Genomic DNA, 22,775 nt, shown 5'->3' with positions numbered 1-22,775 from the left:
TTGCACAAATTTGTTTAACAAAAATGTCAAATCAAGCAAAAAAAGACCAAACACAGGAATTGATCAAGGAGACAGCGAAGAATTTATTCTTTGTGAAAGGAAAGTTTGATGCTACTACGCAGGAGATTGCAGATGAAGCAGGAGTGAACAGAACCCTTATTAATTATTATTTCCGTTCAAGAGATAAGCTTATCCAGATCATCTTTGATGAAGCACAAAGAGTAGAACAGGAAAAGTCGAAGATTATTCAGAATTCAGCTCTTCCTTTTAAAGAGAAGATCAGCAAATTCATAGAAAGCAGTCTTTCTACAAGCCTTCAGTATCCGTATCTGGAAACATATATCGTGTCACAGATCAATAAGGGAACCTGTCATCACAGAGAAATTGAGGAAGATATCCTGAACGATATGTACAAGGATATTGAAAAAGAAATGGAATTGGGAAATATTGAGAAAATGGCACCCGTTCAGTTTATTCTGAATATGGTTTCGCTGTTGGTATTCCCAAGTGCTATAAGACCATTATTCATGGAGAATTTATTAATTAATGATGAAGAATATGATAAAATTATTTCTGAAAGAAGAGAGATTATTATCAATATGTTGTTCAAAAACTAAAAAAAACTAAAGTATTTCTGAAAATGATTCGTCAAAAGAAATAAAATAATGAATGAAAATTAAATAAAAAATAAACGAAGTATAAAATTATGAATAGAAAACGTATAACTGCTACAAAGCTAAAAATTGGGATAGCTTCAGCATTTATGATTTTCGGCTCAACACTGATGTCTGCCCAGCAGCAGGTTTCCCTGCAGGAAGCAATTAAACAGGCACTTCAAAATAAAGCAGAAGCTAAAAAAGCTGCTTTACAGGTGAAAAAAGCCGAATACAAGATTGATGAAGCCAGAGCCGGTGCCCTTCCTCAGGTCACTGCGACGGCAGGTTTAACCTATAATCCGATTATTCAGGAATCTTTGCTGGAATTTGGAGGAGAGAAGATCAGAGCTCAGTTTGGGCAGCCTTGGGGTTCAACAGCTTCTGTACAACTTCAGCAGGCGATATTTGATCAGAGAGTATTTACAGGATTGAAAGCTGCAAAGTCAACAAGAGAGTTTTATGTACTGAACGCTCAGTTAACCAATGAACAGATTATTGAAAATGTTGCAACAGCTTATTATCAGGTGTTCGTACAGGAGGAAAACCTTAAAACGGTAACAGCCAGCTATGCCAACACTGAAAAAGTAAGAAATGTCATTAAAAGCCTGGTTGATAACGGTTTGGCAAAAGCAATCGATTTGGACAGAACCAATGTTCAGCTCACCAATATCGGTTCCAACAAGCAGGCTTTAATCAACTCTGTTGAACTTTCAAAAAATGCCCTTAAGTTTTATATGGGAATCCCGATTTCTACAGACATCGAGCTTGAAGAAAAACAAATCGAGCCAAAGCCTGAATTGATTGCGAGCAACGTAAATCTTAATGATCGTACAGAGCTTAAAGTTTTAAATAAAAACAGGGAACTTTTGGTTTTCAATAAAAAAGCGACTGAAGCTTATCTTTATCCATCAGTAAATCTTACTGCGAACTACGGATGGGGGGCCAACGGAGCAAAATTCCCATTGACCAATGGCCTTAGTAAAGGCGTTCTCTGGAGCGATTTTTCAGCAATTGGTTTGAATGTCAATATTCCTATTTTCACGGGTGGAGCTACCAAAGCGAAAATCAACCAGGCAGAAATTGATATTCAGGATCTTGATGTTGATATTGAAAACACTCAGCTGAGCTTAAGTTTAGATTATAAAAATGCCGTTACCAATATGGAAAATGCATTGATCAATCTCGAAAGCATGAAAGATAATGTAGGATTGGCGGAAAGAGTTCAGAAAAATACCCAGTCAAACTATCAGTATGGACTGGCAACACTTACAGAAGTGCTGGATTCTGAAAATGCTCTTACGCAGGCAAAACAGAACTATTCCAATGCATTGCTGGATTATAAACAGGCAGAGATCAAGCTGATAAAAGCTAAGGGTGAACTAAACACACTACAAAACTTATAATAAACTAAAATGAAAAAAACTTTAATATATATCATCGTAGCAGCTGTACTGGTAGGTCTAGCCGCTTACAAGATTGCGGGTAACAAAGAAAAACAGACTCAGGAAGTAAAAGAAGTTGCCAAGCAGGTAGATAAAATCAATGTTAATATTGTAACCGTTACAAGGGAAAATATTGATACAGACTACTCAGCCAACGGAACTTTTATTCCTAAGCAGGAAATGAACCAGTCTTCTGAAATATCAGGACGTATTGTAAGCGTTCTGGTAAAAGAAGGTTCAAGGGTAGGAGCAGGACAGGTTTTGGCAACCATTAAAAAAGATGCTATCGAAGTGGATGTTACCCAGGCTCAGAACAATCTTCAGAATGCTATTATTGATAACCAACGCTATGAGAACGCATATAAAACAGGCGGAGTTACAAAACAACAGCTTGATAACTCAAGACTACAGCTGAAAAATGCTCAGGCTGCAGTAAGAGCTCAAGGTGTAAAAGTAAATGATACAAGCATCCGTGCAGGAATCAGCGGTACGATCAACAAGAAAATGGTTGAGCCCGGAACGGTGGTTTCTCCTGGAACATCGATGTTTGAAATCGTTAATATCAACAGTCTGAAACTTTCTGTTTTGGTAGATGAAAGCCAGATCGGAAAAATCCAGCTAGGTCAGGAAGTTCCGATTAAAGTAAATGTTCTTCCGGAAGATTCTTTCGTAGGTAGAATTACTTTCATCGCTCCTAAAAGTGATGCCTCTCTGAATTTCCCTGTTGAAATCGAAGTACAAAACAGAGGAAACCTTAAGGCTGGTATGTATGCAACAGCTAAATTCAGTACAAACAACGGCGCAGAAACTCAGAATATGCTGACCGTTCCTGCAGAAGCGTTTGTAAATGGAGTAAGCTCAGGACAATTATTCATTGTTCAGAATGGTGTTGCTAAATTGATCAAAGTAACCATCGGAAAAGTTTACGGAGATAAAGTTCAGATTTTAAGTGGATTGAATGGAGGAGAGCAGGTGGTAACCAGCGGACAGATCAACCTGGACAACGGATCTAAAGTGAACATTGTAAAGTAGCAGATCTATGAAGTTAGCAGAAATATCGATCAAAAGACCCTCGCTGGTAATTGTATTATTTACAATTCTGACGTTGGGAGGTATCCTGAGTTATACACTCATGGGATACGAATTGATTCCGAAGTTTGAAACCAATATGGTAACCATTTCTACGGTATATCCGGGAGCTTCGCCTGCAGAGGTGGAAACCTCCGTAACCCGAAAGATTGAAGATGCCGTAGGTTCTTTGGAAAACGTTAAAAAAGTAGAATCTTCTTCATACGAAAGCTTATCCGTAATCATGGTTCAGCTGAATGATGGAGCCGATGTAGATTACGCTTTGAATGACGCACAGAGAAAAGTAAATGCTATTCTGGCAGACCTTCCGGAAGACGTGAAGGCGCCGTCTCTGAATAAATTCTCCTTAGATGATTTACCGATTATCACCATGAGTATTTCATCGGATAAACTGAATAGTAAGGACCTTTATGACTTATTGGATAAAAAGATTGAACCTATTTTCTCCCGTGTAAACGGTGTAGCTCAGGTTGACCTTGTAGGTGGGCAGGAGAGAGAGATTCAGGTAAATCTTGATGAGAAAAAATTACAGGGGTACGGACTTTCAATTGGAGACGTACAACAGGCCATTCTTTCATCAAACTTAGATTTCCCGACAGGAAGTTTGAAGACGAGAACTACAAAATCTACGATCAGACTTTCAGGAAAGTATAAATCTACGGAGGAAATGAACAACCTTGTTGTTTCCAATAAAAACGGAGCTCAGGTACGTTTATCTGATATCGCAACCGTTTTCGACTCTCAGAAAGATGTTGAGAAAGTAGCGAGATTCAATCAGTTTCCTACGATTTTGATGCAGGTTAAAAAACAATCTGATGCCAATGCGGTAGCAGTATCTGAAAGTGTTCAGAAGACCATTAAAACAGTAGAAGAAGCATACAAAGTTCAGGGAGTAAAAGTAAAAATTGTAAACGATACTACAGAATTTACCCTTGAATCAGCCAACCACGTTATTTTCGACTTATTCTTAGCGATTATCCTCGTGGCAATTGTAATGTTACTATTCCTTCACAGTATCAGAAACGCATTCATCGTAATGGTTTCTATCCCGGCTTCATTGGTGGCAGCGTTCATCGGAATGAACCTGATGGGATATACTTTGAACTTAATGAGTCTACTGGGGCTATCACTCGTGGTAGGTATCCTGGTGGATGACGCGATTGTAGTACTGGAAAACATTTACCGTCACATGGAGATGGGTAAAAGTAAGATCAGAGCGGCATATGACGGAGCTTCAGAAATTGGATTCACCGTTGCGGCAATTACCCTGGTAATTGTGGTGGTATTCTTACCGATTGCGATGAGTTCAGGTCTTGTAGCCAACATCCTTGCCCAGTTCTGCGTCACGGTAGTTATTGCCACCTTATTATCTTTATTGGCTTCATTTACCATCATTCCTTGGTTATCATCAAGATTCGGTAAGCTGGAGCATTTAACAGGGAAAAACTGGTTTGAGAAATTCATTCTTTGGTTTGAAGGATTAATTGACAAGTTTACACACTGGATCACAGGAATCCTTGAATGGTGTCTGAAAACAACGTTAAGAAGAATTTCAACAGTGGTAATCACATTCATTGTTTTAATCAGTTCATTCATGCTGGTAGCATTCGGGTTCATCGGAGGAGAGTTCTTCCCGCCAATTGACCGTGGTCAGTTCCTGGTACAAATGGAATTATCAAAAGATGCAACCGTTGAAAAGACAAACCAATTAACATTAGATGTTGAGAAATTCTTAAGAAATGATAAAGATGTTGTAGATCTTATCACAACAGTCGGACAGCAGTCTACAGGTTTTGGTGGTGCCCAGGCAACTACTTACCAATCTGAGGTTCAGGTGAACTTAACTGATAAGTCTGAACGTTCTGAAAGTACCAATATCAAAGCTGCAAAAATAAAAAGACAGCTGGAAGAAAAATTCACAGGAGTTGAGTTTAAAACGGCTCCAATCGGTATCATGGGTGCGGAAAATGCTCCTATTGAAATGGTAGTAACAGCTCCGGATAACGCTACAGCAGTAAAAGAAGCAACAAGAATCCTTGAGCTATTGAAAAAAGTTCCGGGAGCAGTAGACGCCGAATTATCAACCGATACTGGTAGCCCTGAAGTTCAGGTAAGTATCGACAGAGATAAAATGGCAGCTTTAGGCCTGAATCTTTCAAGTGTAGGACAGACGATGCAGACCGCATTCAACGGAAATACAGACGGAAAATTCAGAGCGGGAGAATATGAATATGATATCAATATCCGTTTCGGAGATTTGAACAGACAGTCTATTGATGACGTTAAAAACCTTATGTTTACAAACCCTCAGGGGCAGCAGGTTCGTTTAAGTCAGTTTGCTAATGTGGAAATGGGTTCAGGACCAAGTTTGCTTGAACGTAGAGATAAATCTCCTTCTGTAAAAGTAAGAGCAAAAGCTGTTGGTAGACCGGTAGGGGACGTAGCGAATGAATGGGCAAACCAGTTCATGAACAGCGATAAAAAACCTGTAGGTGTAGATTACATCTGGAGTGGAGATATGGAAAACCAGCAGGAAGGTTTCGGTACGTTAGGAATTGCTTTATTGGCAGCTATCGTATTGGTATACCTGGTAATGGTTTCACTATATGACAGTTTCGTATATCCTTTCGTGGTATTGTTCTCAATCCCGTTGGCAATGATCGGGGTAATGGTTATCCTTGCCTTAACAGCCAACTCGCTGAACATTTTCACCATGTTGGGTATGATTATGTTGATTGGTCTGGTAGCGAAGAATGCGATCCTTATCGTTGACTTTACGAATGCAAGAAAAGCAGCTGGTGCCAATACTCATGATGCCTTGGTACAGGCGAACCACGCACGTCTTCGTCCGATCCTGATGACCACCATTGCGATGATCTTCGGTATGTTACCGATCGCATTGGCAACAGGTGCCGGAGCAGAGATGAACAAAGGTCTTGCATGGGTAGTAATCGGTGGTCTGACATCATCACTATTCCTTACCCTTATCATTGTACCGGTAGTATATTCATTATTTGACTCTCTTTTAAGAAGAATGGGACAACATAAGAAAGTAGACTACGAAGCTGAAATGAAAGCTGATTACGTACACAGAGAACTGAATGAAGACGGATTTACTCCGAAGCATTTGGATAAATAAATTAAACCTTTAATTAACCGAAAGCCGTGTCATCTTGATGCGGCTTTTTTTGTTGGTTAATAATATTCAGGATTTGGGTTATTATATAGGTTTTGGCAACAAAAAAAGCTTCCAGCAAAAACTGGAAGCTCTTTAAATATTGTAATGGAAAAAATTAATCTGCCATAGCCTCTCCGGACTTTCTGTAAACGAAGTTTCCGTAGATATGTCTTCTTGCAAAACGGCTTGGTGAATCAGCATTGATCATCTTGATATACGTGTTTTTTGGAACGCCCATATATTCATACATATTCCCGTTCAGATGCTGAACCGTTAAAATTGACTTTTCAAGATAGAAGTCCTGAATATTAGATTTTGTAATGGTTTCAGTATATTCTTCCTTATATTTTTCCTGCGTTTCAGGATTGATACTTACCAAAAAGTGGTAGGCTTCAATCACAGATTTGCTTTTTTCTTCAGCTTCCTGCTTTCCTGCTTCATCATTAATGAATTTATCAGGATGGGTATCTTTCATCACATTTCTGTAAATCGTCTTTAATTCTTTTAAAGTAACGTTTTTATCGACTCCAAGAAGTGTTCTGTGCTCACCAATTTTTTTCATATCTCTAATCCTTATTTTCGGGGTGCAAAATTACAGATTTAAATCTGATAAACCATAACTTATTCATTATTAATTTATTTAGCTGTTTTTAAAGCATTAAATTAGGATGATTAAGTGCTGTAGAATGTATATAGTTAACTTTCACGGCCGATTAAACTTTGATCGTAATTTTTATTCAATCTGGGAATACAAAAAAACAGCACCCAATCTGAGTGCTGCTATATTTAATCTTTCAGGTTTTACATCAATCCTAAGGTTCATCACAAGTTTTCTTCAGCTTGGTGAAAATCTTATCAAAATCCTTGTAAGAAGTTCCCTCGTCATGACGTTTCTGTCTGAAACTGCTGTTGGCACAGTTGTGAAAACCAAGTCCTATCATGTCGATCAAAGCGTAGTCTTCTCTCTGCGGATCATTCATTTTAGCATCAAATCTTGCCATTACACCCTTTGGATCAGCATTATTTTTACTTTTAAGTTCAGTATACGCTCTCCATGCGGCAAACATCTTTTCTCTGTCGGGAGACGATATGGCGTCAATCTGTTCTCTGCAGGTATTGTAATATTTACTGTTTCTCAGTGTGGTAGGATCAGAATAGGCAAGGATTTCTTCTTTATTAAGCTGGTATTCATTTTCAAAAGAATCGATGGTTTCTTCCATTAATTTTTTCCATTTTGGAAGATCAATTACTTTAAGGCTGTACAATTCTTTTTTCTTTTCTTCATACTGCTTTTCCAGTTCCTGTAAATAGGTTTCTCTGTTTTTACGGATTTCTTCAAGCTGGGTAAGTTTAAAAACAGGCTGGGTATCAAATACAACCCCATTGAACTGATACAAAAGTTTATTGATGCCGTCTATTTCTTCTTTTTTATATTTGGCCGGGTCAAAATACCCTTTATTGTCACAGTTAAAGGTCTGATAGCTGTAAGGGGTCAGACTGTTTGCTTTTGCAGGAGTTTTTTGCCCCCAAATAGTAATGGATAAGGCCAAAGCAAGCCCGATCATCATTTTTTTCATGTACATAACCTGTTGAAAGAATCCGAATTTTCTGAATTTCAGTGCAAAATTAAGGCTTTAAATTCGAAATATAAAGGATTAAATAGATTTTCTCAATTGATTTTGCAAATTTTATATGGATTTTATACTTCCGTTTTTGTATTTTCAGAATTCAGGAGTGTCAAATTCTAAAAAATAGACAGTAATAAACTGATACATAGGTGTTTTTGTTAACGATAATTGCTTACTCCAATAAGACTGTAATCCCGGTTACGGAAATAAAAGGATTGCATTTTTCTTTACACATCCGGTTATAATTTTAACCTTGCAGGAACTGTGGGTTGCCTCAAATAAAGTTAGTTGAGATCAGTTCTCCAGTTTGGTTGTTTTTCTAAATTTAAAATAATAGATTTACATCAATTAACACAAAACCATGATCTATTATTTTTTTCTTCTTTTTATTATCGCAGTTTTTGGAGGCATTTCTTACCTCATCATGCGTTTTTTCGGTAAATGGACCAGGCAAAGCAAATATGAACTAATTTTTAACACCTTTATATTTATTGCGTCATTTTTTCTGATGTCGTTCCTCAGTCTGTATGTTTTCTTTTCTACCCTTGATTTCTCCCGTTAACCAGGAGTTTTTTCTAAGAATTAAATAAGCAAGGAAAAGGTTGATAAAAAGGGCAGCCCAGACATTCAAACCATAAAAAAGTCCGTAGTCATGATAAGCTTCGTTATACAACAGATTTTTAACAATTCTGAAAGTAATAGCTGTGGTAGTGATGGCATAGCTCAAAATCATATACATTCTGTGCCTGTTCACATTTCCTTTTTTGATAAAAAGTACGGCAGCAAAAGTGAAATAAGCCCAAAGTACGTCCTGTACCAGAAATCCTGTAATTCCTATAATTCCGCCATTTGAAAAAAGTCCCAGTACAAAACACGCGGGAACATTGATGATCAGAATATTGTACACATATATTTTCCCGATAAGCTTGTGAAGGTTTCTGTTTTCCGCTAAAAACCGGTTCGAAAACTGTGTAAGACCAGCGAGCAGACAAAGTGTTATTGAAAAAATATGAATGTAGAAAAAAGCCATCCAGTACGGATTATCAACTATCTGTTGTTTGAAGGCCAGAAATCCGGTGTTTTTATCCAAAGAAGTATATTGGGAAATCACTTTCAGCATCAGGATACTGAAAAGAAGGACTAAAAATAAAGCACTAACTTTAATTATCTGTATTCCCAAAGACTTCATATCGTATAAACTACCGGAGTTAAGTTATTGCTTTTATTCAAATAGACGGTTTTTCTGTATCAATCATCACTCATATTCTATTTTACAAGATTCCTTTGATCCTCAGATGCTGCAAAAGCATAATGGTTTTTGCATCTTTGATTTCTCCTGTGTCAATCATTTTCAGACTTTCTTCAAAAGATAATTCAAGAACTTCTATATTTTCACCTTCTTCTTCCAGGCCGCCTCCATCATTGATTTTCATTTCATGAGAATATTCTGCAATGAAGAAATAAAGAATCTCCGTCACAGATCCGGGCGACATATAGGCTTCAAAAACCTTTTCAACCTTAGAAATCTTATAACCGGTTTCTTCTTCAGTTTCTCTTTTAATGCAGTCTTCCGGATTATCATTATCCAGAAGTCCGGCACAGGCTTCAATGAGCATGCCTGTAGAATTTCCGTTGATATAAGTCGGTAATCTGAATTGTCTGGTGAGAATGACTGTGTTGGAGACTTTATTATAAAGAAGAATGACAGCCCCGTTTCCGCGGTCATACGCTTCTCTGCTCTGAGTTTCTGTAGTTCCGTCTTTTTTTAAAACAGAGTAGGTGACTTTGTTTAAAGTATACCAGTTGTCTGAAAGGATTTCCGTGTTTAATAAGGTTATATTCGGGTTTTTCATTGGAATATTGTTGTGTTATAATAAATGTTTTCTTGAAATTACTTTTTTAATAAATCCCTTAAAGCTTTCTCCAGATCAGGAAATTTAAAATGGAAACCTGCATCCTGAAGTTTCTTTGAAGAAGCTCTGGAACCTTCCAGAATAGCATTTGCCAGTTCTCCGAATAGCAGTTTCAGAACAAATCCGGGAATATTGGGCATCAATAAGGGTCTTCCAAGTACTTTGGCAATTTTTTTTGTCAGATCTTTATTGGTGGCATGTTGCGGAGAAACAGCATTATAAGCACCATCCATTGTCGGATTTTTTAATGCAAATTCATAAATAGAACAGATATCCTCAATATGAATCCATGGCATATATTGTTGGCCGCTTCCCAGTGGAGAACCGATATAATACTGAATAGGAGGGACCATTTTCTTTAAAGCTCCGTCTTTTTCAGAAAGAACTACGGCAGTTCTTATTTTGACAACCCTTTCTGCCAGATCCTGTTCCTTGAAATCGTCAGCAGCTCTTTCCCATAAAACTACCACTTCACTTAGAAAATCATTACCCGGAGGATCGTTTTCTGTGTAAATCTTTTCTGAGGTTTTTGTACCGTAAAAATTAATTCCTGAAGCTGAAATAAAAGACTTTAGCTTAATCCTGTTTTTTCTTAAAGTGGTTCGAAGCAATTCTGCGGAATCTACACGACTGGAAATCAATTCTCTTTTTCTTTCCGGAGTCCAGCGCTTTTCTGAAATATTGGCACCTGCAAGGTGAATGATGTGTGAAACATTGTCAAAGGCAGTCTCATCTATACTTCCTTTTTTGATGTCCCATTCATACTCATAATCATGTTTTTTTTTCCGGGTCAGAAATCTGATCTCGTATTCATTCCCTATTTTTTTTGCCAGTTCTTTAGCGATCATGCCGCTGGCGCCGGTGATCAGGACAACTTCTTTCATAATTCTATATTTGTGGTGGGTGGGTTTATGCCTGATTTTTTACAATCAGTACAAAATCATCTTCCAGAAGTTTATAACCGTAATCATAAATGAACTTGTATTCAGAACCATTTTTATAAACTTTCAGGTTGGTAAAATAATCGAAATCAAAACCCAAGCCATCCAGTCTGGATCTGGGGACTTTTGTTTTGCCATCGGTATTGATTTCCATCAGAATACGGTAGTTTTTACGGAGTTTGTTATTAACATTCCGCATCAGATTGTTAGAATCTTTATTCTGCTTATTATTATAGGCATTCCGGCAGGCATCGTTGCAGAATTTTTTATCAGACCTTCCGATGATTTTCTCGCCGCATTCCAGACAATTCATAATTTTTATTTTAAGTGATGGTGGTGTCTTTTTTTCAACAGCTTTTTGAACATGCTGTGAGCTGGATAACTTCTGTTGGGTGTAATATTATTAAAAAACAGAGCAACAATCAAAAGAATAATGCATCCGGAAAGAACAGGGGAGAGAACATACCAATATCCCAGTTCAGGAATTTTTCCTGTAGAACTTACCGCGATCAGCGCTGTAGCGCCACCTGGTGGATGTAATGTTTTCGTATACTGCATCAATACAATGGAAAATGCTACTGCCAAAGGTGCTGAAAGCCAGATGATATCCGGAACAAACTGATATACCGTAACCCCTACCAATGCCGACAGCACATGTCCGCCTATAAGATTCCGGGGTTGGGCCAGAGGACTCTGAATAGCTCCATAAATAAGAACACTCGATGCTCCAAAAGAACCGATCAGGAATATATTCTCAGTTTCTGCCAGTGAATGGGACTGGATAAAGGCAATAATCCCGATTCCAAAAAATGCGCCCAAAAATGACCAGAAATGCTCCTTGTAATCAACAAGTGTTTCCTTATAGATTACGTACTTTGAAACTCTGAATGTTCTTTTTATGCTCTTCTTCATTTAGTCTTCTTTATTTTTTATATTCCTTTTAGTACGCTCCAAATTGAGAGGAAACTCAAAAATATTGATATTTCTTTTCATAAAAGAATTTTCACAAAGATACAGAAATATCCGTTTGTAAATGGATAACTGTCAGATTGCTAATTATTATAGTGAAACTCACTTCTCAGTAGAACGGAGTGAATTTTAATAACTGAAAAACAATGGTTTATATATGAGATGTCATTACGTTTGAGAAAAATCTAAATTTATTTAGACTAATTATTTTTTTTGAATATAGGTATGTATTCTGTGTTACTCACTGTATTTTGAAAAATTTAGTATTTATCGATATTTTGAGTGGATTTTTTATTAATAAATATTTATTGTTATGCATAACAGTCTTATTTTCAATGAATAATTTTAATTTTTATTTCACTGTATTGTGTTTTTTTGTAATTTTAATGCATCAAAAAAACAAACCATGAAAAAATCCAATTTATTACTCAGTTTTCTGTGTTCTTCACTTATTTTTGGACAGGTAGGGATTAACACCACATCTCCGCAAGGAGTTCTGGATGTTACTTCTGCAAATTCTGCAGTCATACTTTCCAGAAATGCCAATCCTCCGGCCAATGTAACAACACCTACAGCAGGAATGATTATCTACGATACCACCAATAAAACCTTAAGGTATTATAATGGAACCCAGTGGAGTACCGTAATTTCTTCCCTGACATTAACAACCGCTAATGAAGGAGTTGTTAAGCTCAATAGCGGGGCAGGAGTAAAACCCACATTTGCATTCAGAGCTTCCGGAGGAGTTCCTTTAATGACCTATCAAAACATTGTCTATCAAACTCCAATGAATATTGTGACAGACTTTGCATCATCTCCTACAACCACATGGCCGGAAAATATTATCAACCCCGTACCCGGAGATATATATGATCCGGCAACGGGACGATTTTTAGAAAACCCTATTGCCGGACAGGTTCATATGTGGAGGGTTATTGTAAGTTATGCCAACAAGAATAATGGTTCTGTAGCCTTCGTGACGGTAAATCTTTCCAATCCTGTTCCGCCTTCAACATTCTCCATAGATCAAACCGCTGTTGCACCCAATGGGGTAACCTCCGGAGATCTGGTCTTTTACCTGGTGAGTGTTGCCGATCCTTTGTCTATAGGCAGCGGATATCTTATTAAAATAAAATCTGATACCGCATTGGATGCTACTATCAGCAGTGTAACAAGGATTTCTCAGGCAAAAGACTAATCTCATTATTTAAAGCTTAATTTCAAATTTGACACATGTCAGACAAGAACAAACTCATCAGTTTGTTCTTGTTTTCACACGCAGTAGATGACCATCCAATACAATTATGGAAAAACAATCCATAATTGAATGTGAAAAAATATAAGTTTCAATTTTTATTTTTAGTTGCATGATTAAGTAGGGGGCGCTCAACAATTTTGTTGAGTGCCTTTTTTATCTTGTTTATTGTAAAAAAAGTGGTTGATGCTTATTTTAAAAAAAACTATCGCTGAAAAAATATAAATTTATTTTTTTAGCGATAGCCTCTATTCGTAATTAATATTTGTATTGTTACTTTTTCAATCTGTTGATTTCTTCTTTCAGCAGACCAATATATTCCTGCATCGTCTTGATGATTTCTATGCTTAATTCATTGCTAATATTTGCTGTAGCATTATTATTACCTACATTGACTCCATTATTATCGTTAAAAACAGGATTTTCAATAACAATTTTAGCTTCTTCTTCTTCGTAAATCTCTTCGATAGGAACCTCTAAAAACTGGGCAAGTTTGTTCCATTCTGTCTGTGTTATAGATACAGTACCGCTTTCTTTTCTGCTATAGTTGGAGACGTCGGTAGGGATCACTTCAGCCATTTGCTGTTGAGTGAAACCTTTCATCTTTCTTACTGTACGGAGTTTTTCTTTTTGCATATCAGACATTTTTACAAATTTGCAAAAAAAAATTAAATTAAAAAGAAAAAAAATCCTTGTCATACATCTATTTTTCAATGTTTTTTAAAAGAAGAATTTTATTTTAGGATAAGGCTTTTCATTATTTAATTTTTACTTTAAAAGTAAAGATTATTGCTTTTTAAACTTGATAAATAGTGTTTTATAAAGAATTCTATTTATTTCTTTATCCGTTTACAAACGACTACAAACGGATTTAAATAGTTTATAACCGACTGTCTTACCGGAACATCGCAATCTTTGCAACAGAGATTTGAGAAAAACAGTGAACGTCTCTTATCTGAATTTATTAATCTTTAAAATCTAAAAGTTATGTCACTAAGAAACAAAGTAACATTAATTGGTTACACAGGAAAAGAAGTTGAAATGGTAAACTTCGATAATGGAAACGTAAAAGCAAGTGTATCTTTAGCTACCAGCGATCACTACACGAATGCGAAAGGAGAAAAAGTAGAAGAAACACAATGGCACAATCTGATTGCCTTTGGGAAAACAGCAGAAATCTTTGAAAAGTATGTGTCGAAAGGGAAAGAAATTGCCATAGAAGGCAAAATCACCTACAGATCCTATGATGATAAAGATGGGGTAAAACGGTATATCACAGAAATTCGGGTAGATGAGATTCTTTTATTAGGAGGTAAATAATTCTAAAAACACAAATGATGAAAGTAAAAGTTTTTAAAATCAGGCTTCCGGAAGAATTTCTCTATAAAGATCAGAAAATGCTGGACGATTTCCTGGAAGCCAATGAGATTATGAAAGTAGAAACTGCTTTTGTGAACGAAGAACGTTATTGGTCTGTTATATTGTATTTTGAAGAATTAAAGTCTACAAAAATTACAGTAAAAGAACCAAAGGCAGTAAAATACTCTGCCGATACTGATCTTTTGAATACCGATGAAGAAAAAATTCTGGATGCTCTCAAATTCTGGAGATCGGAAAAAGCCAGAGAGCAGAACCTGCCCACTTACTTCATCGCGAGCAACAAAGAACTGATATCTGTAGCCAAGTATAAACCTGCTAAGAAGGAAGAATTGCTTGAAATCAAAGGGTTTGGAAAGCATAAGATTGAAAACTATGGTGAAGAGATTCTTGAGATTCTTGAAAGCGTATGATTTTTTGAAATAATTGATAATAGTAAAGGAAAAGCTGAGGGAAACACTTTCTTCAGCTTTTTATACTGTGTAAAATTCCTTTCAATTCCTTACTTTTGCATTTATCAAAATGACATACAACAAATGAAGCCAAGTTTAGCAAAAGGGACGAGAGATTTTACGGCACAGGAAGTTTCCAGAAGAAAATATATCATCAATATTTTACAGAATAATTTTGAATTATTCGGGTTTCAGCCTTTGGAAACACCTAGTTTTGAAAATCTTTCTACTTTGACAGGAAAATACGGAGAAGAAGGTGACCGCTTGATTTTTAAAATTTTAAATTCAAGCATCAACGAAGCGAAAGAAGAGAAAAAAACTCAGATGCTTCATGACTTTCAAAAAGCATTGGAAAAACCATTCAGTGCAGAGAGCCTTACAGATAAAGCTCTTCGTTATGACCTTACCGTACCTTTTGCAAGATTCGTAGCGATGAATCATGGTAAACTGACGTTTCCGTTCAAACGTTATCAGATCCAGCCGGTTTGGAGAGCAGACAGACCTCAGAAAGGAAGATTCAGAGAATTTTATCAGTGTGATGCCGATGTAGTAGGAAGTGAGAGTTTATTACAGGAAGTGGAGCTGGTTCAGTTGTATCTGAAATCTTTTGCTGATCTGAAAGTTCCTGTAACCATTCATATGAACAACAGGAAGATTCTGTCCGGATTGGCAGAATATGCAGGAATTACAGATAAACTCATTGATTTCACTGTTGCTCTTGATAAACTGGATAAAATTGGAAAAGATGGAGTTGTAAAAGAACTGTTGGAAAGAGAAATTTCTCAGGAATCTATTGATAAGCTGGATTTCCTGTTCAGCCAGTCGGATGATGCTCTGGAAAATCTTCTTCAGTTAAAAGAAAAATTTGCAGGGAACGAAATCGGACTAAAAGGGGTAGAAGAGCTGGAATTTGTTCTTACCCAATCTCTGAACCTTGGTGTGGATATTCAAAGCCTGGTCTTCAATATTACCTTGGCAAGAGGACTGGATTATTATACGGGTGCTATTTTCGAAGTGAAAGCGGATGAAGTTGCTATGGGATCCATCGGAGGTGGCGGTAGATATGACAATCTTACTGAAGTTTTTGGAGTTAAAAATATTCCCGGAATAGGAATCTCATTCGGATTAGACAGAATCTATCTTGTAATGGAAGAATTGAATCTTTTCCCTGAAGAAGCATCAGCCAAAATAGAGTATCTGTTTGCTAATTTTGGAGGTGAAGGCATCACAGAGGCATTAAAGCTGATCATGAAGCTAAGAGCTAAAGGGATTTCTGCAGAACTATACCCTGAAAATGCAAAGATCAACAAGCAGTTTACCTATGCAGAAAAGAAAGGCATAAAGAATCTGGTTTTCCTGGGTGAAGAAGAAATTAAAAATAATACCGTTACTTTTAAAGATCTTGAAGCCGGAGTACAGAAAACGGTTTCTTTAGAAGAGTTTTTAGGAGAATAATTTTTAATTATATATAAAAAAACAGAACAACTGCAAAATTACTTTTGTGGTTGTTTTTTTTGATGGATGTTGAGAAATTTAAATACTTTTGAATAAAAAAGGAATGACTAATAATTGTGCGTTGTGTAATACAGAATTAACATCCATGGATACGCTTCTGGGAGCGAATTCGCTTTCGGATGGTAATGTTTTATGCAATAAATGTTTGAATAAAGTAAGTGATATCAATGAAGAATTGCTTTACAATCTTAATAAATTCAGCATTAAGGATATCAATAAAATGCTGAGTGCAGAAAAAGCTGAAGACGTTCAGACTTTGATGACTACAGAGCAGAATCTTCCTGCAACAGTACTCTATGATTCTCATCAAATCTCAAAAGAGGTTTATAAGCGAAGACATCAGAAAATAAAGAAGGAACTGGAAATGCTTCATGCTAATCTGTCCATGTTTACCAAAGGAGAAATCAAAGAGCTTCCTTATCTGATTTCAGAAGATGAGCAGATCACAGCGATTACTGATGCTCAGTTTGTTAATACATTGGATGCCGGAGTATTGGTAGCAACGCCCAAAAGGATGATTTCTGTATCAAAAGGAATGTTTGGTGCCGCAAAGATCAATATTTATCCTAATGAAAACATACAGTCGGTAAGCTTTGTAACCCATCCGAGATCTCCGATTATTAAACTGCATCTGGAAGAAAGAATAGTGGAGTTTGAATGCTATATGGATAAGGAAGATGCAGAGAAGTTCTATGATACAATAAAAACCATTTATAATAATTCTAAGGATCAATCTCCAAAACAAATGGGTACAGCAGGAAAAAGTATTTCAGTCTCATCAGACGAAATTTTGAATCAGCTTGAAAAACTGGGTAGGCTGAGGGAAAACGGAATTTTAACCGATGCCGAATTTGCGGAACAAAAAAAGAAACTGCTGGAGCAATTACCATAAAAATTTTATACCCAATCATGAAAGATAAAGTATCTGCAAAAATAGTAGAAAGCTGGCTTAAAGGCTGGTGCTTATCAAGAGAAGTACCTTTTGCCGTTCCCTATAAATCCGGATTTCATGTCCATGTTGGAGATGAAAAACAAAAAGAACGTTTTGTATTTCCTGAGCTTAATGACGATTTTTTTCAGCTTGCCAATTCAATTACCGAGCCCTGGATTTATCTGAAAGCATCTGTTCCCCCTGATCAAATTACAGATCAAATTCCTGAAAGGTGGAAACTGCAGCCACAGGGATATATGATGACGTGTTTTCATCCGATGAATTTTCCGGAAACAAGTCTTGCAAAAGGATACCATCTGGAATTTTCTGAGTACAATACAACCTTTGTTATCACTATTGTGGCGGAGAATGGTGAGCAGGCTTCTATAGGACGTATCTCTCTTATAGATGATGTTGCTGTGTATGACAGGATTATTACCGAAAAAAATCACCAAAGGAAAGGGCTCGCTCGTTTTTTATTGAAAGAACTGGAGAAGATCGCTTTATCCAAAGGTTTTTACAAGAATATTTTAGTGGCAACGGAAGAAGGAAAGCTGTTGTATGAAACCTTAGGCTGGAAGCTATACTGTTTGCATACTTCCATTGTAATACCATCAGAAAACTAATATTTTATTGAATTAAATTTTTATTACTTATAAAGAGTAATTTAGACCCAAAAAACTAACGCTATGAGTGAAAAATCAAGACTTGACGAAATAAGAGAAGAGCTTAAAAAACTGGATATCAGCCCTACCATATTTGCCCGGAAAGAAATTCGTGAATTACCGGATATCCTTTCACCGGACGAAAGAATTGTCTATCTCGTAGAAGGCAGAAATAAATTGAACAATCATCATATCATCCTGGTAGCCACAGACAGAAGACTGATTTTTGTGGATAAGGAGTTCATGTACGGATTGAAAGTAGAAGACTTTTCTTACAGCAAAATAAGCTCCATCCAATATGAAAAGGAATTCTTACTCGCCTCTATAGATATTCAGGTCAGTGATGATGTTGTAGAGATTGACGGAGTAGGAAAGTATCATGCTGAGCTGTTTTGTGAAAAAGTAAGAGATTTCATGTCCCGTCCGGAACAACATTTTCAGAGTAAATCCGAACCTGGTATTTTAGATCAGTTGGAACAATTGGGAAGATTAAAAGAAGCCGGAGTATTAAGCGAAGAAGAATTTCTTGAGCAAAAGAAAAAATTGATGGAGAAACAGCCATAAACAGACAATATGTTGAAATTTTTTAATAATAATTGGTATAACTCTGTATTAGTTTCGGCCCTTATAGCTTTCTTCTGCTTTTTTGGACTTTCTCTATTTAATAGGTATACATTGTATATCTGCTGTTTTCTTCCTTTTATTTTTCTTCTGATAACTTTGGTTCTGGGTATCATCAGAATTGTAAAGAAAGATTATTTGAAAGGAATTTTGCAGATTGTTTCTACAGGAGTATTGGCAGCGGTTACTTTTAGTTACTTCACTTTTGCATTGATGTTTTATCCTTATGATTTTTTTGCGGAAGGATTAAAAGTTCCTGAAAATATTAAATTTGAAAAACCTATAAAGCTTAATGATGAAAAAGACAGGATAAATATTCATCAGCAGGATTTTATTCTTTACGACTATTTCCAGCCGGGGATTTATAAATATGATCTGTTCTTATATAAGATTGAAAAAGGAAAAGCATATCTGAAAATATTTGAAATTACTAAAAACCAGATCCTTTCTGAGGAAAGCATAAAAAAGAAAAGCCAGATTGAAGTTGAAAATAAAACAGATGAATTAAGAAGATTTGAATTAAAAGATGACTTTACAATCTATGAAGGCGATTGGGGACAGTTTTATGGGAGTAGAATAGAGGTTTGGTTTAAACCAGATGATGTCAATAAACCTGATAGAAAATTAATTACAAAAAACTATATTATTCAAGGCTGGATGAGATAGATGATTTAAAGAATTAAACAATGGAAAATTACTTGGAAATCAATAAAAAATCCTGGAATGCCAAAGTAGAACCTCATCTGAAATCAGATTTTTACTTTGTAGATGAGTTCTTAAAAGGCAGAACTTCGCTGAACTCCATAGAGCTGGAGCTTCTTGGAGATATAAAAGGAAAAAGTATTCTGCATTTGCAGTGCCATTTCGGACAGGATTCTATTTCCCTGTCAAGAATGGGAGCAAAAGTGACCGGCATTGACCTTTCTGATAAAGCGATTGATACCGCCAGGGAACTTGCACAGCAATGCTGTACAGACACAGAATTTATCTGTTCAGATGTTTATGATCTGCCCAGTGTTCTGGATTATAAGTTTGACATCGTTTATACAAGTTACGGTACCATTGGCTGGCTTCCCGATCTTGAGAGATGGGCGGAAATTATCAATCATTTTCTGAAGCCGGGAGGGCAGTTTATTATGGCAGAGTTTCATCCTGTTGTCTGGATGTTTGATGATGATTTTACAAAAGTTGCTTACCATTATTTCAATGAAAAACCGATTGTGGAAACCTATGAAGGCACTTATGCAGATCAGTCTGCACCTATTGTACAGGAGTATGTCATGTGGAACCACTCCTTAGCAGAAGTGCTTGACAATTTAATGAAAAAAGGTTTGAAACTGGAGACTTTTCAGGAATTTGACTGGTCACCTTATCCGTGCTTCAGACATGTAGATGAATTTGAAAAAGGAAAATGGAGAATTCCACAGTTCGGAAATAAAATACCGTTGGTGTTCGCTTTGATTGCAGAGAAAATATAAGATTTATTTTAATCCTAATAAAAAGTCATCGCAATTATTATTACGATGACTTTTTCCTATATATGAATGTTAAAAAAAACTGCTCTGTGTTGGTTAGCTCAGGGAGTCCTCAGCTTTTGTTTTTGCTTCGTCCACTTTATTTTGAACCTGGGAAGCAACATCATTGGCTTTGCTCTTAAGGTCATTTCCCCATTTGTTAAGATTATCTTTAGCTGTATTGATCTTATCTTTTACCGCTTGTTGATCTTCAGGGCTTGAATTCTTATATTTCCAGTAAGCTAATGCACCTAATCCTAGTAAAGCTAATAAGCCTTTTGTCTTGTTTCCCATGATTTCTATTTTTTTAAGTATTAATATTAAAATTTGTTATTATGAATAATGTAAAATACGTGCCAAAAAAATAAATGGACTTATAAATAAATGTTAAATTTAGGAAAAGACTTCAAGTTTTTCACCATCAAAACTGGCGAAAACCATAGTAGGATACGAATCCTGGTGATGTACATTTCCATCTTTATCAATAGCGATGGCGCCTGCAAACCCATCAATGGTTTTAAGCTCCTCAAATGTTTTATTGAAAGCCTGCTGAAGGCTCATTCCATCCGTAACTCTTGTTACAATTTTTGCAGCCGTAGCATTGCTTACAATGTCTTCACCAACCCCGGTACAACTTACTGCACAGAAAGCATTGGCATAATTTCCGGCCACCGTGGCAGAATCTGAAATTCTTCCGGGAATCTCGAACCCTTTACCTCCGGTAGATGTAGCAACAGCCAGTTTTCCTTCACGATCAATTGCAACACAGCCTACAGTTCCTTTACCTCCATTGGCAAGTTTAGCTTCATATTCTTTTCTTCTCTGGGGAATTTCTGTAGAAAAATTTTCAAAACCATTTTCCGTAGCATAGATTTTGGCACCATTTCCTCCTAATACTCTGTCATCTTCACTTATAAGATCTTTAGCAACAAAAATCGGGTTTTGCACATTCTCAATATTAATTACGCCGCTTAGCTTCTGGGTATTTCCATTCATAATAGCAGCACTCATACGGATAACACCATCACTCTGGATTTGAGAACCTGTTCCTGCATTGTATAACGGATCATCTTCCAGCAATGAAACAGCATAAGCAACAGTATCAAAAGCCGAATGGGTCTTAAGATAATCGAATGCCTTTTGAGCAATTTGTTTTAACGACTCCTGTTTTGCTGTTTTTACTTCATGGCTTTGATCGCTTTCAGAGAAAAAACCGCCGTGGATAATTACTTTCATAAAATTATAGATGATGGTTGATAAATGATTTCTTTTACGAAGTTAATTAATAAAAGATAAAAGATAAAAGATAAAAGATAAAAGATAAAAGATAAAAGATAAAAGATAAAAGATAAAAGATGTTGTTAAGCAACTATTATGCATCTGGATATCAACACCAATAGAGGTGGGCTATAATTCTGAGCGGAGACGAAGAACGCCCGCCTTATAATAAACGTTTTAAATCCATCGGCTTTAGCCAAATTAAAATGAATGTTAAATAAAAAACGGAACCGAGGTCCCGTTTGTATAGCTGTATTTATTGTTCTATTTATCCTGTGGAATAGGGTTAAACTGCGAATTCTCAATCGTCAGCGTTTTTGTCGTAAGATCATAATGGTCATTCATAGACATAACATGTACTGTTAAATTATCAATAGAAATCGGCTCTCCAAGGTTGATATTGGTAAGGTTGGTATCTTTGATAAACCTTCCGTCTACCAGAATAACAAGACCCGAACCTACAGCAGTCATGACATCATTATGAATGAAAAGTCCTGTATCTTCTCCCAATCCGATTCCCAGCGTTCTCGGATTGTTCACTACCGCCTGGAAAAGGCGCCCGATTCTTCCCCGCTGTACAAAATGAGTGTCGATAATGACATTATCGATTAGCCCCAATCCCTGAGTAGTTTTGATTTCTCCTTTCAATAAAGCTTCAGAACTGCTTCCCTGATAGATCATATTTTCAGAAGCTGCTGCAGCACCTGCAGAAGTTCCGGAATAAATAAAGTCCTGTTCCTGATATTTCAGTAAAACTGTATCGTGGAATCTTGTTCCTCCAAGAATAGAAGTCAGTCTCAGCTGGTCTCCGCCAGTGAACATCATGACGTCTGCAGCGTTGGCTCTTGCCACCATGGCATCAGAATTAGCTTCTTCGCGGTTATGAATATCAAGGACATTTACATTTTTAGCCCCAAGAAATTCAAATGCTTTTTTATATTCGGAACCTACGATCTGAGGGATTTGAGAGGCAGTTGTTACAATTTCAATGACAGAATTCTCCTTTAATTTTGATTCGTTGATGATCTTTCGCAGGATCCCACGCTCAAAAAAATTAAGATTCTTTTCTATATTCTGATCATAATCGGTTTCAGCAAAACTTCCTTTGTTTACAGCGCCTCCGATAACTATTAATTTTCCAACAGGTTTCATCATTGTGCAAAATTAAAAAATAATTCACATTCTTTGGCCAATTTCATGCCATCTTTAGTTGATTTTTAATGTTTTAGGAATGTTAATTAAAATTAATTTTTTTTTAATGAATCTTTAAATGTGGTATAGTTTCGTTTAGGGTTTTACATTATCTTTGGCTATGAAAGGAGTTATTGTTGTCTGTTATACAGATTTGACG

The 22,775-nt window shown here is 36.4% G+C and carries 24 protein-coding genes; 13 read left to right on the top strand and 11 right to left on the bottom strand.

The window, feature by feature from the left end:
• The first annotated feature begins 23 nt into the window (after nucleotides 1-23).
• From LIV57_RS18265 to LIV57_RS18250, 4 genes are all read left to right on the top strand, one after another.
• Nucleotides 24-617 carry a TetR/AcrR family transcriptional regulator gene (locus LIV57_RS18265; RefSeq protein WP_227943757.1) on the top strand — a complete coding sequence of 198 codons (594 nt, stop codon included), beginning with the start codon at nucleotides 24-26 and terminating at the stop codon, nucleotides 615-617.
• An 89-nt stretch (nucleotides 618-706) separates the two neighbouring features.
• Nucleotides 707-2,059, top strand: coding sequence for a TolC family protein (locus LIV57_RS18260; protein WP_227943756.1), 1,353 nt, complete (start codon nucleotides 707-709; stop codon nucleotides 2,057-2,059).
• A 9-nt stretch (nucleotides 2,060-2,068) separates the two neighbouring features.
• Nucleotides 2,069-3,130, top strand: coding sequence for an efflux RND transporter periplasmic adaptor subunit (locus LIV57_RS18255; protein WP_137905617.1), 1,062 nt, complete (start codon nucleotides 2,069-2,071; stop codon nucleotides 3,128-3,130).
• 7 nt (nucleotides 3,131-3,137) lie between these two features.
• Nucleotides 3,138-6,326, top strand: a complete 3,189-nt coding sequence (locus tag LIV57_RS18250) for an efflux RND transporter permease subunit (protein ID WP_227943755.1) — start codon at nucleotides 3,138-3,140, stop codon at nucleotides 6,324-6,326.
• A 154-nt stretch (nucleotides 6,327-6,480) separates the two neighbouring features.
• Here LIV57_RS18250 and LIV57_RS18245 read toward each other — a convergent pair whose 3' ends face one another.
• The 7 genes from LIV57_RS18245 to LIV57_RS18215 form a co-directional block, all read right to left on the bottom strand.
• Nucleotides 6,481-6,927, bottom strand: coding sequence for a KTSC domain-containing protein (locus tag LIV57_RS18245; RefSeq protein ID WP_089692357.1), 447 nt, complete (start codon nucleotides 6,925-6,927; stop codon nucleotides 6,481-6,483).
• Nucleotides 6,928-7,177: 250 nt separating this feature from the next.
• A complete protein-coding gene (locus LIV57_RS18240; protein WP_227943754.1) occupies nucleotides 7,178-7,942 on the bottom strand; it encodes a hypothetical protein in 765 nt (254 codons plus the stop codon).
• A 547-nt stretch (nucleotides 7,943-8,489) separates the two neighbouring features.
• On the bottom strand, nucleotides 8,490-9,173 hold the full coding sequence (locus tag LIV57_RS18235; protein WP_227943753.1) for a DUF2306 domain-containing protein: 684 nt from the start codon (nucleotides 9,171-9,173) through the stop codon (nucleotides 8,490-8,492).
• A 91-nt stretch (nucleotides 9,174-9,264) separates the two neighbouring features.
• Nucleotides 9,265-9,846 carry a GDP-mannose pyrophosphatase NudK gene (nudK, locus tag LIV57_RS18230; protein WP_110010944.1) on the bottom strand — a complete coding sequence of 194 codons (582 nt, stop codon included), beginning with the start codon at nucleotides 9,844-9,846 and terminating at the stop codon, nucleotides 9,265-9,267.
• Between the two features lie 38 nt (nucleotides 9,847-9,884).
• Complete coding sequence (locus LIV57_RS18225; RefSeq protein ID WP_227943752.1) at nucleotides 9,885-10,790, bottom strand: TIGR01777 family oxidoreductase; 906 nt, start codon at nucleotides 10,788-10,790, stop codon at nucleotides 9,885-9,887.
• A gap of 25 nt (nucleotides 10,791-10,815) precedes the next feature.
• Complete coding sequence (locus tag LIV57_RS18220; RefSeq protein WP_110010942.1) at nucleotides 10,816-11,160, bottom strand: hypothetical protein; 345 nt, start codon at nucleotides 11,158-11,160, stop codon at nucleotides 10,816-10,818.
• 5 nt (nucleotides 11,161-11,165) lie between these two features.
• Nucleotides 11,166-11,759, bottom strand: a complete 594-nt coding sequence (locus tag LIV57_RS18215; protein ID WP_227943751.1) for an HPP family protein — start codon at nucleotides 11,757-11,759, stop codon at nucleotides 11,166-11,168.
• 463 nt (nucleotides 11,760-12,222) lie between these two features.
• On the opposite strand from LIV57_RS18215, the gene LIV57_RS18210 reads away from it, so the two are divergent.
• On the top strand, nucleotides 12,223-13,014 hold the full coding sequence (locus LIV57_RS18210) for a hypothetical protein (protein ID WP_227943750.1): 792 nt from the start codon (nucleotides 12,223-12,225) through the stop codon (nucleotides 13,012-13,014).
• Between the two features lie 330 nt (nucleotides 13,015-13,344).
• Here the strand turns inward: LIV57_RS18210 and LIV57_RS18205 are convergent, their stop codons facing one another.
• Nucleotides 13,345-13,707 carry a helix-turn-helix domain-containing protein gene (locus LIV57_RS18205; protein WP_227943749.1) on the bottom strand — a complete coding sequence of 121 codons (363 nt, stop codon included), beginning with the start codon at nucleotides 13,705-13,707 and terminating at the stop codon, nucleotides 13,345-13,347.
• A 351-nt stretch (nucleotides 13,708-14,058) separates the two neighbouring features.
• On the opposite strand from LIV57_RS18205, the gene LIV57_RS18200 reads away from it, so the two are divergent.
• The 8 genes from LIV57_RS18200 (at nucleotide 14,059) to LIV57_RS18165 (ending at nucleotide 20,110) form a co-directional block, all read left to right on the top strand.
• A complete protein-coding gene (locus LIV57_RS18200; protein WP_047429680.1) occupies nucleotides 14,059-14,391 on the top strand; it encodes a single-stranded DNA-binding protein in 333 nt (110 codons plus the stop codon).
• Nucleotides 14,392-14,405: 14 nt separating this feature from the next.
• The gene (locus LIV57_RS18195; RefSeq protein WP_227943748.1) at nucleotides 14,406-14,861 is read left to right on the top strand and encodes an HRDC domain-containing protein; all 456 of its coding nucleotides are present in this window, start codon (nucleotides 14,406-14,408) and stop codon (nucleotides 14,859-14,861) included.
• A 123-nt stretch (nucleotides 14,862-14,984) separates the two neighbouring features.
• Nucleotides 14,985-16,355, top strand: a complete 1,371-nt coding sequence (gene hisS, locus LIV57_RS18190) for a histidine--tRNA ligase (protein WP_227943747.1) — start codon at nucleotides 14,985-14,987, stop codon at nucleotides 16,353-16,355.
• Nucleotides 16,356-16,458: 103 nt separating this feature from the next.
• Entirely contained in the window at nucleotides 16,459-17,307 is an 849-nt protein-coding gene (locus tag LIV57_RS18185) for a PH domain-containing protein (protein ID WP_227943746.1), read from the top strand.
• Nucleotides 17,308-17,324: 17 nt separating this feature from the next.
• Entirely contained in the window at nucleotides 17,325-17,972 is a 648-nt protein-coding gene (locus tag LIV57_RS18180) for a GNAT family N-acetyltransferase (protein WP_227943745.1), read from the top strand.
• Between the two features lie 63 nt (nucleotides 17,973-18,035).
• Entirely contained in the window at nucleotides 18,036-18,575 is a 540-nt protein-coding gene (locus LIV57_RS18175; protein WP_227943744.1) for a PH domain-containing protein, read from the top strand.
• A gap of 195 nt (nucleotides 18,576-18,770) precedes the next feature.
• Entirely contained in the window at nucleotides 18,771-19,298 is a 528-nt protein-coding gene (locus LIV57_RS18170) for a hypothetical protein (protein ID WP_227943743.1), read from the top strand.
• A 20-nt stretch (nucleotides 19,299-19,318) separates the two neighbouring features.
• Entirely contained in the window at nucleotides 19,319-20,110 is a 792-nt protein-coding gene (locus LIV57_RS18165) for a class I SAM-dependent methyltransferase (protein ID WP_227943742.1), read from the top strand.
• Nucleotides 20,111-20,203: 93 nt separating this feature from the next.
• On the opposite strand, the gene LIV57_RS18160 is transcribed toward LIV57_RS18165, so the two are convergent.
• The 3 genes from LIV57_RS18160 to LIV57_RS18150 form a co-directional block, all read right to left on the bottom strand.
• Nucleotides 20,204-20,440: a YtxH domain-containing protein gene (locus tag LIV57_RS18160; protein WP_110010931.1), complete on the bottom strand. Its 237-nt coding sequence runs from the start codon at nucleotides 20,438-20,440 to the stop codon at nucleotides 20,204-20,206.
• Nucleotides 20,441-20,539: 99 nt separating this feature from the next.
• The gene (locus LIV57_RS18155; RefSeq protein ID WP_227943741.1) at nucleotides 20,540-21,382 is read right to left on the bottom strand and encodes an isoaspartyl peptidase/L-asparaginase; all 843 of its coding nucleotides are present in this window, start codon (nucleotides 21,380-21,382) and stop codon (nucleotides 20,540-20,542) included.
• 306 nt (nucleotides 21,383-21,688) lie between these two features.
• Nucleotides 21,689-22,576 (bottom strand): cyanophycinase, encoded by an 888-nt coding sequence (locus tag LIV57_RS18150; protein ID WP_002979057.1) that lies wholly within the window; start codon nucleotides 22,574-22,576, stop codon nucleotides 21,689-21,691.
• Nucleotides 22,577-22,775 lie beyond the last annotated feature (199 nt).

Origin of the sequence: Chryseobacterium sp. X308 (genome assembly GCF_020733145.1) — a bacterium.
GTDB lineage: Bacteria > Bacteroidota > Bacteroidia > Flavobacteriales > Weeksellaceae > Chryseobacterium > Chryseobacterium cupriresistens.
This window is presented reverse-complemented; position numbering and strand designations above follow the sequence as displayed.

Excerpts from the sequence above, each read along its gene's own strand:
- LIV57_RS18265 (WP_227943757.1), top strand. The coding sequence starts at position 24 with ATGTCAAATCAAGCAAAAAAAGACCAAACACAGGAATTGATCAAGGAG.
- LIV57_RS18260 (WP_227943756.1), top strand. The coding sequence starts at position 707 with ATGAATAGAAAACGTATAACTGCTACAAAGCTAAAAATTGGGATAGCT.
- LIV57_RS18255 (WP_137905617.1), top strand. The coding sequence starts at position 2,069 with ATGAAAAAAACTTTAATATATATCATCGTAGCAGCTGTACTGGTAGGT.
- LIV57_RS18250 (WP_227943755.1), top strand. The coding sequence starts at position 3,138 with ATGAAGTTAGCAGAAATATCGATCAAAAGACCCTCGCTGGTAATTGTA.
- LIV57_RS18245 (WP_089692357.1), bottom strand. The coding sequence starts at position 6,927 with ATGAAAAAAATTGGTGAGCACAGAACACTTCTTGGAGTCGATAAAAAC.
- LIV57_RS18240 (WP_227943754.1), bottom strand. The coding sequence starts at position 7,942 with ATGAAAAAAATGATGATCGGGCTTGCTTTGGCCTTATCCATTACTATT.
- nudK (WP_110010944.1), bottom strand. The coding sequence starts at position 9,846 with ATGAAAAACCCGAATATAACCTTATTAAACACGGAAATCCTTTCAGAC.
- LIV57_RS18225 (WP_227943752.1), bottom strand. The coding sequence starts at position 10,790 with ATGAAAGAAGTTGTCCTGATCACCGGCGCCAGCGGCATGATCGCTAAA.
- LIV57_RS18220 (WP_110010942.1), bottom strand. The coding sequence starts at position 11,160 with ATGAATTGTCTGGAATGCGGCGAGAAAATCATCGGAAGGTCTGATAAA.
- LIV57_RS18215 (WP_227943751.1), bottom strand. The coding sequence starts at position 11,759 with ATGAAGAAGAGCATAAAAAGAACATTCAGAGTTTCAAAGTACGTAATC.
- LIV57_RS18210 (WP_227943750.1), top strand. The coding sequence starts at position 12,223 with ATGAAAAAATCCAATTTATTACTCAGTTTTCTGTGTTCTTCACTTATT.
- LIV57_RS18205 (WP_227943749.1), bottom strand. The coding sequence starts at position 13,707 with ATGCAAAAAGAAAAACTCCGTACAGTAAGAAAGATGAAAGGTTTCACT.
- LIV57_RS18200 (WP_047429680.1), top strand. The coding sequence starts at position 14,059 with ATGTCACTAAGAAACAAAGTAACATTAATTGGTTACACAGGAAAAGAA.
- LIV57_RS18195 (WP_227943748.1), top strand. The coding sequence starts at position 14,406 with ATGATGAAAGTAAAAGTTTTTAAAATCAGGCTTCCGGAAGAATTTCTC.
- hisS (WP_227943747.1), top strand. The coding sequence starts at position 14,985 with ATGAAGCCAAGTTTAGCAAAAGGGACGAGAGATTTTACGGCACAGGAA.
- LIV57_RS18185 (WP_227943746.1), top strand. The coding sequence starts at position 16,459 with ATGACTAATAATTGTGCGTTGTGTAATACAGAATTAACATCCATGGAT.
- LIV57_RS18180 (WP_227943745.1), top strand. The coding sequence starts at position 17,325 with ATGAAAGATAAAGTATCTGCAAAAATAGTAGAAAGCTGGCTTAAAGGC.
- LIV57_RS18175 (WP_227943744.1), top strand. The coding sequence starts at position 18,036 with ATGAGTGAAAAATCAAGACTTGACGAAATAAGAGAAGAGCTTAAAAAA.
- LIV57_RS18165 (WP_227943742.1), top strand. The coding sequence starts at position 19,319 with ATGGAAAATTACTTGGAAATCAATAAAAAATCCTGGAATGCCAAAGTA.
- LIV57_RS18160 (WP_110010931.1), bottom strand. The coding sequence starts at position 20,440 with ATGGGAAACAAGACAAAAGGCTTATTAGCTTTACTAGGATTAGGTGCA.
- LIV57_RS18155 (WP_227943741.1), bottom strand. The coding sequence starts at position 21,382 with ATGAAAGTAATTATCCACGGCGGTTTTTTCTCTGAAAGCGATCAAAGC.
- LIV57_RS18150 (WP_002979057.1), bottom strand. The coding sequence starts at position 22,576 with ATGAAACCTGTTGGAAAATTAATAGTTATCGGAGGCGCTGTAAACAAA.